Source organism: Streptomyces pyxinae, assembly GCF_024756275.1.
GTDB classification, from domain to species: Bacteria; Actinomycetota; Actinomycetes; order Streptomycetales; family Streptomycetaceae; genus Streptomyces; species Streptomyces pyxinae.
Map to the genome: position 1 here is coordinate 148,555 of NZ_JANUGQ010000002.1, position 11,660 is coordinate 160,214.

Annotated in this window: 8 protein-coding genes; 6 read left to right on the plus strand and 2 right to left on the minus strand. The window is 73.4% G+C overall.

From position 1 onward, the window contains the following. Positions 1-281 precede the first annotated feature (281 nt). Positions 282-1,961, plus strand: coding sequence for a purine-cytosine permease family protein (locus tag NX801_RS03780; RefSeq protein WP_428986059.1), 1,680 nt, complete (start codon positions 282-284; stop codon positions 1,959-1,961). 22 nt (positions 1,962-1,983) lie between these two features. Here the strand turns inward: NX801_RS03780 and NX801_RS03785 are convergent, their stop codons facing one another. Beyond that, positions 1,984-3,510 (minus strand): amidohydrolase, encoded by a 1,527-nt coding sequence (locus NX801_RS03785; protein WP_258785655.1) that lies wholly within the window; start codon positions 3,508-3,510, stop codon positions 1,984-1,986. 306 nt (positions 3,511-3,816) lie between these two features. Then, positions 3,817-5,226, minus strand: coding sequence for a lysine N(6)-hydroxylase/L-ornithine N(5)-oxygenase family protein (locus tag NX801_RS03795; protein WP_258785430.1), 1,410 nt, complete (start codon positions 5,224-5,226; stop codon positions 3,817-3,819). Between the two features lie 191 nt (positions 5,227-5,417). On the opposite strand from NX801_RS03795, the gene NX801_RS03800 reads away from it, so the two are divergent. The 5 genes from NX801_RS03800 to NX801_RS03820 all read left to right on the plus strand — a co-directional run bounded on the left by NX801_RS03800 (position 5,418) and on the right by NX801_RS03820 (position 11,536). Next, positions 5,418-6,377 carry a methionyl-tRNA formyltransferase gene (locus tag NX801_RS03800; protein ID WP_258785431.1) on the plus strand — a complete coding sequence of 320 codons (960 nt, stop codon included), beginning with the start codon at positions 5,418-5,420 and terminating at the stop codon, positions 6,375-6,377. Next, the gene (locus NX801_RS03805; protein WP_428986051.1) at positions 6,374-7,462 is read left to right on the plus strand and encodes a FecCD family ABC transporter permease; all 1,089 of its coding nucleotides are present in this window, start codon (positions 6,374-6,376) and stop codon (positions 7,460-7,462) included. The genes NX801_RS03800 and NX801_RS03805 overlap by 4 nt, the downstream gene beginning before the upstream one ends. Further along, entirely contained in the window at positions 7,459-8,622 is a 1,164-nt protein-coding gene (locus tag NX801_RS03810) for a FecCD family ABC transporter permease (protein ID WP_258785432.1), read from the plus strand. The genes NX801_RS03805 and NX801_RS03810 overlap by 4 nt, the downstream gene beginning before the upstream one ends. Before the next feature lie 650 nt (positions 8,623-9,272). Then, entirely contained in the window at positions 9,273-9,491 is a 219-nt protein-coding gene (locus NX801_RS03815; RefSeq protein ID WP_258785433.1) for an MbtH family protein, read from the plus strand. Continuing rightward, a complete protein-coding gene (locus NX801_RS03820) occupies positions 9,488-11,536 on the plus strand; it encodes a multicopper oxidase family protein (protein ID WP_258785434.1) in 2,049 nt (682 codons plus the stop codon). Before NX801_RS03815 ends, NX801_RS03820 begins: the two co-directional genes overlap by 4 nt. Positions 11,537-11,660 lie beyond the last annotated feature (124 nt).

Below are 11,660 nucleotides of genomic sequence, written 5' to 3' on the forward strand. Positions count from 1 at the left end.
CACGCCAGCGGCCCCCGCCCGGCAGCCGCGCATCCCACGGCTGCCGGGCGGCGGGCGGGTCGGGCCGGGCGTCGGGCGGGCCGGCCACCGGGCGGGGCGGAGCGCGGTCAGGACGCACCCGGCCCGACTCCGCGCCGGAAACACCGAGTTCACCCGAGCCGCGTCCCGGGGTAACACGCCGTCCCTACCGTCCCGGCATGGACACCACGCCGAGCAGGAGCGCCGACAGCACGACCGGGACCGCCCCCGGAGCGGCGGCCGCGACCGGGACCGTCTCCGGGATGGCGGCCACGGCCGCCCCCGCGCCCGCCGGCACCCCGGCTCCGGTCCTCCCGCCGGCCGCCGCGCCGCCGGGGGACCAGGCGGCCCGGGAGACGCTGGAGGACTACACCCTCCGCTTCGCGCCCCGGAGTTACCGCCGCTGGTCCCCGATGGTGGTCGCCACCACCGCGCTCGGCGGCATCGCCTACATGGCCGACTTCTCCATCGGCGCCGGTATCGGACTGGCCCACGGCACCGGCAACGCGCTCGCCGCCATCCTGGTGGCCGCCGTCGTCATCTTCGTCACCGGCTTCCCGCTCGCCTACTACGCGGCCCGGTACAACATCGACCTGGACCTGATCACCCGGGGCTCCGGCTTCGGCTACTACGGCTCGGTGCTCACCAGTGTCATCTTCGCCAGCTTCACCTTCATCTTCTTCGCGCTGGAAGGGTCGATCATGGCCCAGGGGCTCGAACTGGGCCTCGGACTGCCGCTCTGGCTGGGCTACTTGATCTCCACTCTGATGGTCATCCCGCTGGTGATCTTCGGGATGAAGGCGCTCAGCCGGCTCCAGGTGTGGACCACACCGCTCTGGCTGCTGCTGATGGTGGCGCCCCTGGTGTATCTGGTCGCCACCGACCCCGGCTCGGTGGACCGCTTCCTCGCCCACCCGGGCACCGGCGGCGACGGGTCGGTGAACACCGCCTCGGTCCTGCTGGGGGCGGGCGTCTGCCTCTCGCTGATCGCCCAGATCGGTGAGCAGATCGACTACCTCCGCTTCATGCCGCCGAAGACCCGGGCCAACCGCCGCGCCTGGTGGACGGCGGTGGTGACGGCCGGGCCCGGCTGGGTGGTGCTCGGCGCGTTCAAGCAGGTCATCGGGGTCTTCCTCGCGGTGTACCTGCTGGCCGGGACCGGTCCGGCCACGGCGACGGAACCGATCCGGCAGTTCACCGGGGCGTTCGACGCGATGCTGCCGTCCTGGCTGGTGGTGCCGCTGGCGGTGGCCCTGGTGGTGATCAGCCAGATCAAGATCAATGTGACCAACGCCTACTCGGGCTCGCTGGCCTGGACCAACTCCTTCACCCGGATCACCGGGCGCTACCCGGGCCGGATGGTCTTCGTCCTGGTCAACCTGGGCTTCGCGCTGGCGCTGATGGAGGCCGACATGTTCAGCTTCCTCAACGCCGTCCTGAGCTTCTACTCCAACTGCGCCATCGCCTGGGTGGTCACCGTGGCCACCGACATCGTGGTCAACAAGCATCTGCTCCATCTCTCGCCGCACGCACCGGAGTTCCGGCGCGGGATGCTCCGCGCGGTGAACCCGGTGGGGGTGGTCGCCTTCACCGTGGCCTCCGGTCTCTCCATCGCGATGTACTTCGGCGCCCTGGGCGGCACGCTCCAGCCGTACTCGCCGGTGGCCGCCGCCGCGCTCGCCCTCCTCCTCACCCCGCTGACGGCCGTCGCCACCCGGGGCCGGTACTACCTGCGGCGGACCGACGACGGCATCGCGGAGCCGATGTACGACTCCGAGGGCAACCCCAGCGCCACCGTGCTCGGCTGCCATGTCTGCCGGCAGGAGTTCGAGCGCCCCGACCTGGCCGCCTGCGCCACCCATGACGCCCTGGTCTGCTCGCTCTGCCTGAGCACCGACCGGATCGGCGATCATCTGCTGCCGCCCCAGCCGGTCCGTACCTGACACGCTTTCACGCCACCGGAGTTCAGGACTCGTGGACCGGCTCGCCCGCCACCCAGGTCTCCCGCACCGGCAGCTCCCCGACGGCGTCCAGGGAAAGTTCGGCCGGGTCGGCGGGGAGCACCACCCAGTCGGCACACCGCCCGGGGGCGAGGGTGCCGACCCGGTCCTCCCAGCCGCAGGCCCGGGCGCCGCCCACGGTGTAGGCGCGCAGGGCGTTGTCCACGGTCATCGCCTCGTCCGGCCCGACGGGGCGGCCCGACGCGGAGAGCCGCCGGGCCAGGAAACCCACCGCCCGCAGCGGGGCGCCCGGGGTGACCGGCCGGTCCGAGGAGGCGGCCAGCGCCACCCCGTGGTCCAGGAACGACTGCCCCCGGTAGAGCCAGGGTGCCCGTCCGGGACCCATCAGCCGGGCGTAGTCGTCCCCGAAGTACCAGAGGAACGAGGGCTGGACGACCGCCGTCACCGCCAGCTCCCGGAACCGGGGCAACTGGTCGGGACGGACCAGGCCCGCGTGCTCGATCCGGTGCCGGGCGGCCGGGCGCGGCCGGGCGCGATGGGCCTCGGCCAGGGCGTCCAGGGCCACGTCCACCGCCCGGTCCCCGATGGCGTGGATCGCGAGCTGCCAGCCCGCGAGGTGCCCGTCGACCACGGTACGGACGGGATCGGCCTCGTCCGCGTACAACTGGCCACCGTGGTCCAGCCCTTCGTACGGCTCGGTCAGCGCGGCGGTCCTGGCCATCATCCCGCCGTCCGCGAAGACCTTCAGCGCCCCCAGGCCCAGCCGCTCCCCGCCGAACCCGGTGCGCAGCCCCAGGTCCACCGCGTGCAGCGGACCGTCGTCGGGTGCCCCGGCCACCGGGCGCAGTGCGGCGGCGGCCACCATCAGCTGCACCCGCAGCGGGAGTTCACCGGCGGCCAGCAGCTGCTGATACGGCTCCGCCTCCACCGGACTGTGCGCGATCAGCCCGGCCCCGATGCCGGCCTCGGCGCAGCTGGTGACACCCTCGGAGACACAGACGGCCGCCGCCCGGGCGATCGCCGTCCGCAACTCGGCCGTCCGGTACGGCATCCGCAGCGCCCGTACCGCCGCCATGCCGGACTCGACCAGCACCCCGTCGCTGTGCGCCACCCCGTCCGGGAGCAGGGCGAGCACGGCGGAGCTGACCACACAGGAGTGGCCCGAGTCATGGGTGACGATCACCCGCCGGCCGCCGCCCGCCGCGTCCAGCTCGGCCGCCGTGAGATGGCGGCCGAGCGGGCGCTGGTCGTAGCCGACCACGTCCACCCAGGCCCCGGTCGCCGCCTCCGCCGCCCGCCGGACCACCGCCAGGATCTCGCCGGCCGACCGGCTCGGTGACACGTCGGCGGTGCGGGACTTGAGCCCCGACCAGGCCAGATGGACATGCGGATCGACGAAGCCGGGCAGCACGGTCGCCCCGGCCAGGTCCAGCACCCGCCGGGCCGGCAGGTCGCGGATCTCCTCGTCCAGGCCCACCACCCGTCCCTGCCACACGCCGAGCGCGTCGGCCGCCGGGCGGCCCGGGTCCATGGTGCGGATACGGGCGTTCACCAGCTTGAGGTCGAGACGCACAGGGGCTCCAGGTGGGGGAGGGGAGCGGAAGGCCCGGGAGGGGACGGCCGGACCGGGCGGGCGGAGGGCGGCGGTGTCACCGGAACGGCCGGACGGGATGAACGACCGGGCGGGGCGGGCGGATGACGGCCGTGTCACCGGAACGGGCCCGGGTGGGCCACCGGGCAGCCGTGTCGCCGGAGCGAGCCGGGCGGACGACCTGGCGGTGGCCGGGCCGGGGCGGACGACCTGGCGGCCCGGGGCGGCAGGCGGCCCGCGCGGGGATCAGCCGGCCCGGCGGGCCCCGGCGGCCGGCGCGGAGCCGGCGGACTGCCCGGTCCCGGCGGACGGAGCGGGGCCTGCCGCGCCGTGGGCGAGCAGGGACGCCAGGATCTCCCCGGCCCGGATCGCCGTGTGGGAGAGCAGGGTGGAGGTGATCCCATGGGTGTGTTCGGTGCTGCCCTGGACGTACACCCCGGCCGTGACATTGGGAGCCATGGCGACCCGGTGGTCCCGGCCCACCCGCAGCTCGTCGTCCTCGTCCCGCAGACAGAGTTTCTCCGCCCGGCCCAACAGGGCCCCGGGGTCGGCGGGTTCGTATCCGGTGGCGTACACCAGCAGATCCGCGTCGAGCGTGGTGCGTTCCCCGGTGGGCAGGTGCTCCACGGTGATCCGCAGCCCGTCGCCCCCGTCGGTCACCTGCCGGATACGGGAGACATTGAGGAAGCGCAGCCGCTCCCGGCCCTGCACCCGCTCCCGGTAGCTGGTGCGGTAGAGCGTGTCGATCAGCTCGATGTCCACCGCCGAGTAGTTGGTGGAGCGGTGGTAGTCCATCAGCGACCGCTTCACCTCGGGCGGGGCGTCGAAGTAGACGTCCACCGCCTCGGGGTCGAAGACCCGGTTGGCGAACGGGCTGTCGTCGGCCGGGGTGTAGCCGTACTTGGCGAACACCCCGCACACCTCGGCCTCCGGGAACACCCCGTGCAGATGGGCGACGGCCTCGGCGGCGCTCTGCCCGGCGCCCAGCACCACCACCCGGCGGGGCCGTGCGCCGGTCCAGCCGGCGACCCCGGTCAGCAGGTCGCGGGTGTGCCACACCCGGTCACCGATCTCGGCTCCCGGCGGTATCCGGGGGGTGAGCCCGGTGGCCAGCGAGAGATTGCGGGCCCGCCGGGTGACCAACCGCCCGTCGCTTCCGCCGACCCGGCTGGTCACATCGAACCAGCGCACCTCGTCGCCGTCGAAGGCCGGCTCGACGCCGACCACCTCCTGGCCGTAGCCGGCCAGATGGGGGAGCCGGGCGGCGGCCCACTCGAAGTAGTCGTGGAACTCGATGCGCAGCGGGAACAGGGTCTTCTGATTGAGGAAGTCGACCAGCCGGCCCCGCTCCTTGAGGTAGCAGAGGAAGCTGAAGTCGCTGGTCGGGTCGCGCATGGTGACCAGATCCTTGAGGAAGGTCACCTGCATCGTGGCATCGTCGATCAGCATGCCCCGGTGCCAGCCGAAGCCGGGTTGTTTCTCCAGGAACATCGCGCCGACAGCACCGGCGGTCCCGACAGCACCGATGGACCCGGCTTCCGGGGCCGCGGAGCGGTTGTGCTCCTCGATCGCGATCGCCAACGCCAGGTTGGAGGGGCCGAAGCCGATCCCCAGGACGTCATGGACGGGTTCTTGTTCGCGGCGGACTCGATTCACCGCAGCATCGCCTCCCTAGCCGCCGTGATCGTAGGTAAGGTGAGCCTTACTTTGCAACGGGGGTGGATCTTGCGCCTCCGATAACTGGCCGAAAATGTGCGCCGGTTGGTGGCGCCGAGCGCCAACGTCGGTGCGATACGGCCGATATGCGCGGAAGCGCAGACATGATTCGGACAACGGAAGGCTCGGATATGCGGGTTGTGATGTTCGGCTACCAGACCTGGGGGCACCGCACGCTCCGCGCGCTGCTGGACTCCCGGCACGAGGTGGTCACGGTCGTCACCCATCCCAAGAGCGAACACGTCTACGAGCGGATCTGGGGCGACTCGGTGGCCGACCTGGCCGAGCGGCACGGCGTTCCCGTACTGCTGCGCAACCGGCCCGACGACCCGGAGCTGCTCGACGCCCTCAAGGCCGCCGAGCCCGATCTGATCGTCGCCAACAACTGGCGCACCTGGCTGCCGCCGGAGATCTACGACCTGCCGCCGCACGGCACCCTCAACATCCATGACTCGCTGCTCCCCGCCTACGCCGGTTTCTCGCCACTGATCTGGGCCCTCATCAACGGCGAACCCGAGGTCGGGGTCACCGCCCACCGGATGAACGCCGAACTGGACGCGGGCGACATCCTGCTCCAGCGCTCGGTCCCGGTCGGCCCGGCGGACACCGCCACCGACCTGTTCCACGCCACCGTCGATCTGATCGGGCCGATCGTCGCCGAGTCCCTGGAGCTGATCGACTCCGGGCGCGCCGAGTGGACCCCGCAGGACCGGAGCCGGGCCAGCTTCTTCCACAAGCGCGCCCTGGAGGACAGCCGCATCGACTGGACCTGGCCCGCCGAGGACCTGGCCCGGCTGGTGCGGGCCCAGTCCGACCCGTACCCCAACGCCTACACCTATCACCGGGGCGAGCGGCTGCGGATCCTGGAGGCCGGGGTCTCCCGCGCCCACTACGGCGGCACCCCGGGCCGGATCTTCATCCCCGAGGACGACGGCGTGGTGGTCGTCGCCGGGCCGCACGCCCGGCGCGGCGACGCCCCCGGCCTGCTGATCCGCACGGTCCGCACCGAGGACGGACAGGACCTGCCCGCCACCCAGTACTTCCGCACCATGGGCGGCTACCTCACCGCCCACCCCCGGCCCGGCCGGTGACCCCGGCCACCGGCACGCCCGCCGCCACCGGAACCCCCGGGCCGGCCCGGCCCCCGGGCCCCGGGACCGCCGCCGCCACGGCCCCGGTCCGCACCGCGCTGCGCGGCGGCGGACTGCTGGTCCTGGCCGGGGTGCTGCTCCTGCTGGTCGTGCTCAGCACCTGGATCGGTGCCAAGGACACCGGCATCGGCCAGGTCTGGTCGGCGCTCTGGACCGACGACGGCTCCTACACCACCGATGTCGTACGCGAACTCCGGCTGCCCCGCACCCTGGTGGGGCTGATGACCGGCGCGGCGCTCGGGGTCGCGGGCGCCGTGATGCAGGCGGTGACCCGCAACCCGCTGGCCGACCCGGGGCTTCTCGGGGTCAACGCGGGCGCCTCGGTGGCGGTGGTCTTCGGCATCGGGGTGATCCAGCTGACCGGCTTCCTCTCGCTGGTCTGGCTCTCCTTCGCCGGAGCGGCCGTCACCACCGTGCTCGTCTATCTGCTGGGCGCCTCCGGCCGGGCCGGACCCACCCCGGTACGGCTGGCGCTGGCCGGCGCGGCCGTCAGCGCCAGCCTCAGCGGCGTCATCGCCGGGCTCACCGTCTTCGACTCGGCCACCTACGAGTATCTGCGCTTCTGGATGGTCGGCTCCCTGGCCGGCCGGGACGCCGGACTCGCCGCCCAGCTCCTGCCGTTCACCCTCGCCGGGCTGCTGCTCGCGCTGCTGCTCGCCCGGCCGCTGAACGCCCTGGCGCTCGGGGACGACCTGGGCCGGGCGCTCGGCACCCGGACCGCCAGGACCCGGCTCGCCGCCGTGGTCACCGTGACCGTGCTCTGCGGGGCGGCCACCGCGGCGGCCGGCCCGATCGGCTTCGTCGGACTGGTGATCCCGCTGGTCGCCCGCTGGCTCACCGGCCCCGACCTGCGCTGGGTGCTGCCCTACTCCATGCTGCTCGCCCCCGCGCTGGTGCTCCTGGCCGATGTGATCGGCCGGGTGGCGGTGCCCGGGGACGAACTGGAGGTCGGCGCGGTCACTGCGGTCATCGGCGCGCCCGTCTTCATCGCCATGGTCTGCCGGCGCAAGGAGGCGTCGCTGTGACGACGACGGCACCCGCCCGTCCGCCCAGTGCCCCGGGCGGCGGTACGGGAACCGGGCGGCGCACGGCCGTGCCGGTGCGCTTCTGGTCCGGCCGGGTCAGCTTCCGGCTGCACCGCCGCACCGCCCTGGTGAGCGCCGCCGCGCTGCTGCTCTGCGCCGCGCTGCTGCTCGCCAGTCTCTGCGTCGGCGCCTACCCGGTGCCGCTGCCCGCCGTGGCCGACGCCCTCTTCTACGGCACCGGCGACCGGCTGGCGGTGCACTTCGTGAACCAGGAGCGATTGCCCCAGGCGCTGTTGGCGATCCTGGTGGGAGCGGCCCTCGGGGTGAGCGGGGCCATCTTCCAGAGCATCTCCCGCAACGCGCTGGCCAGCCCCGATGTGATCGGCTTCAACAGCGGGGCGGCCACCGGGGCCATCCTGGTGCTGGTCACCGTCGGCAGCGCGGCCTCCACGGTGGCCGCCGGCGCCATCGCGGGCGGGCTGCTCACGGCCCTGGTGGTCTCCGCGCTGGCCAGCCGGGGCGGGCTGCACGGCATCCGGCTGGTACTCATCGGCCTGGGTGTGACCGCCATGCTCGGCTCGGTCAACTCGTATCTGCTGACCCGCTCCGACCTCAACGACGCCCAGAACGCCCATGTCTGGCTGGTCGGCACGCTCGCCGGGCGCGGCTGGAGCTCGGTGAACACCATGGCCCTGGCGCTGCTGGTGCTGTTGCCCCTGGCGCTGCTGCTGGGCCGGCGGCTGCGGATGCTGGAGCTCGGTGACGAACTGGCCTCCGGACTAGGCCTGGAGGTGAACCGGGCCCGCCTGGCCCTCACCGTGCTGGGCATCGGGCTCTGCGGGGTCGCGGTGGCCAGCGCCGGACCCATCCCGTTCGTCGCGCTGGCCGCGCCCCAGGTCGCGGTGATGGTGAGCCGCAGCCCCGGGGTGAGCGTCGCCGCCTCGGCCGCCATGGGCGCCGTGCTGCTGTCGGCGGCCCACCTGGCCTCCGGTCAGTTCTTCGCGGCGCTGGCGGCGCTGGACGCCCAGATCGGCTGGATCGATGTGGTCTCCGAGTCCCGGCGGAACAACCTGCTCCCGGTCGGTGTGACCACCGGAGTGCTCGGCGGCGTCTATCTGGCCTGGGTGCTCTTCCGGCGGCGCGGCACCGGGAGCGCCTGACGGGCCGTCGTTCTCCGGGCGCCTGGACACCCGGAGGATGGCCGAATGCGGGCGGCCGGTGTGGTGTTTTTCCCGTCGAGTGACAGGAGAGGGTATTGAAGACAGAGATCAACAAGCTTAGGCTTACCTAAGTAGTCGAGTGATCGGGCGGTCCGGGTGTTTCATCCGGCCGTTCGGCGCCGTCGTCGCCGTTGTTTTCCGGCGCCCGTCGGATTTCGCCTCGTACGGTTCGGCCGGCCGTGGTGCGAAGGGCCCGGAAACGCCGGATGGTGCCGGACACCGGAAACTCCGGCGCCCCGGACTCGGAACCGGCGCGAACTCCGGAACCGGCGGTATGCGCGCGGTGCGTGTGCGGCGCGCGCGGACGGCGCCGTGACCGTGGACGGCCGTCCGCCCGGCGGTGTCGCGCCTGGCGGTGCCGGACCGGACCGGCCGGAGGCGAACGGACGCCGGGCCGACCGGAGCCGAACCGGTGCCGGACCGGACCGGAGCCCGACCGGACCAGGAGCCGGGCCGGAAGCCGCAATGCACCACAACGAGAGAGACGTACCGCACCGCACTGACAGAGCCGTACCGCACGTCAGCGAGAGAGCCGTACCGCACCGAGCGTCAGCCCCGGCCGGGAGCCGGGCCGAAACCAGGAGGACCCCGTGACCAACCCGTTCGAGGACGAGGACGGCACCTATCTGGTGCTGGTCAACGACGAAGGACAGCACTCCCTGTGGCCCTCGTTCGCCGAGGTCCCGGCGGGCTGGACCGTCGCCCACCCGGAGGACACCCGCCAGGCGTGCCTGGAGTACGTGGAGGAGAACTGGACGGACCTGCGGCCCCGGAGCCTCCGGGAGAGCATGGCGGCCGATCCCGCATGATCCGCCCGAACCGTACCCGCCAGAACGGCCTTCCGGCCGGGTGGGGCCGGCTGGCGCGGCGCGGTTTTCTCGCCGGGGCCGGGGTGGTGGGCACCGGTGCCGCCTTCGGTACCGGGCTCGCCCTGGGCGGCTCCGCCCCGCCGGCGGTGGCCGCCGTGCCCGGCCGGTCCGCCCTGCTGACCGCCGCCCTCGGCACCCCCCTCCGGGACCTCCCGGAGGCCGTCCGCGAGGCACTGGAACGCGGCGCCCCCTCCGGTACGGCCTCCGCCGCCGCCCGGCGGGCCGCCGCTGCCGCCGCCGGCCTCACCCCGTACCGCGACCCGCTGCCGGTCCCGCCGGTGCTCCGCCCCCGGGACGGCCGGCTCACCGTCGCCATGCGTCCGGCCCGGGTCCGGCTCCACCACGAGCTTCCCGCCACCCGGCTCTGGACGTACGAGGGCGGGCACCTCGGGCCGACCATCGAGGTGCGGCGCGGCAGCCGGCTCCGGGTGGCCTGGGAGAACGACCTCTCCGGCGGCTTCCCGGTCGCCGCCGTGCGGGTGCCCTTCGCGTACGATCCCCAGCTCCCGCTGATGTGGGACCGGCCCGGCCGGGAGGGAGCCGCCCCGCGCGCCGATGTCGCCGCCCTGCCGCCCTGGACCGCGGTCCATCTGCACGGCGCGGTGACCGGCGGCGGCAACGACGGCTGGGCCGAGAACGCCGTACTGCCGGGCGCCGCCCAGCTCAGCGAGTACCCGAACGACCAGCCCGCCGCCGGGCTCTGGTACCACGACCACGCCATGCACATCACCCATCTCAATGTGATGACCGGGCTGGCCGCGGGCGCCTATCTGATCCGGGACGAGACCGAGGCGCGGCTGCGGCTGCCGTCCGGCGACCGGGAGATACCGCTCGTGATCATGGACCGCAATCTCGACCTCGGCGCCGACGGCGCCTTCACCGGCGGCCTGCTCTACAAGGGCATCGTCGTCGCCGACGACCCCTATGAGCTGGTCCGGCCCTTCACCGGACCGTTCACCCTGGTCAACGGCGTGATCTGGCCCCACCTCGACGTGGCCGCCGGCTGGTACCGCTTCCGGCTGCTCAACGCCTCCAACAACCGGCCCTACCGGCTGCGGATCCTGGACGAGGAGGGCACCCCGCTGCCCGCCGGGGCGGTCCGGCTCATCGGCGCCGACGCCGGGCTGCTCCCGGCGCCCGCCCCGGTGGCCGACGGCCTCTCCCTGACCCCCGGCGAACGCGCCGATCTGCTGGTGGACTTCTCCGCCCTGCGCGGTCGCCGGCTGCGCCTGGCCAACGCCCTGCCCGAGCCGGGCGCCCGGGCCGAGCTGATGGAGTTCCGGGTGGCCTCCCGCGCCGAGGGGGCGGTGCCCTTCCGCCCGCCCGCCGCGCTGACCGGCCCCCGCCCGCCCGCCGGACCGGCCACCGGACCCGAGCGGCTGGTGGTGGTCACCCCGGTCTACCCCAGGGACCCGGAGCTGTGGGAGATGGTGGAGACCGAGGCGCCGCCGGGCCCCTTCCCCGTCGACGGCATCGTGCAGATCGAGGACGAGGCCGGCAGGGTCCGCACCTACCGGCGGGTGGCCTCGAACTTCACCGACCCGGTCCGCTTCACCGTCGCGGCCGGCGACCGGGAGAACTGGAGATTCCTCAGTCTGGAGAAATCGATGGGCTCCTATCCGCACCCCATGCATCTGCACACCGTCGCCTTCGAAGGGGTGAGCCGCGAGGTGTACGACGTGAGTTCCTTCACCTTCTTCGAACTCCCCGGCGGTGATTACGGGGCCGGTACGAGCACACCCCTGAAATGGCTCCGGAAGGGCGAGCTGAGCGCCGCCGAAAAGGGGCCGAAAGACGTGATCGCGCTGGCGCCCGCCGAACTCGTCACCGTGTCCGCGCATTTCACCGGACCGCCCGGACGCTTTATGCACCACTGTCACATCTATGAACACGAGGACATGATGATGATGCGGCCCTTCGTGGTGCAGCCGCGCGCCGTCATCGCCCTCGCCCCGCACGGCGGCGCCCACGCGCCCCGCCACTGACCGCGCTTCCCCCACTCCTGCCCCCCGCGCCCCCGCCTCCGTACCGCTCTCACCCGCCCAGGCCCACCCGTTGGGCCCGCCTCGCCACGCACGGCGAGTGATTCCGCATGCCGGGAGAAACCGC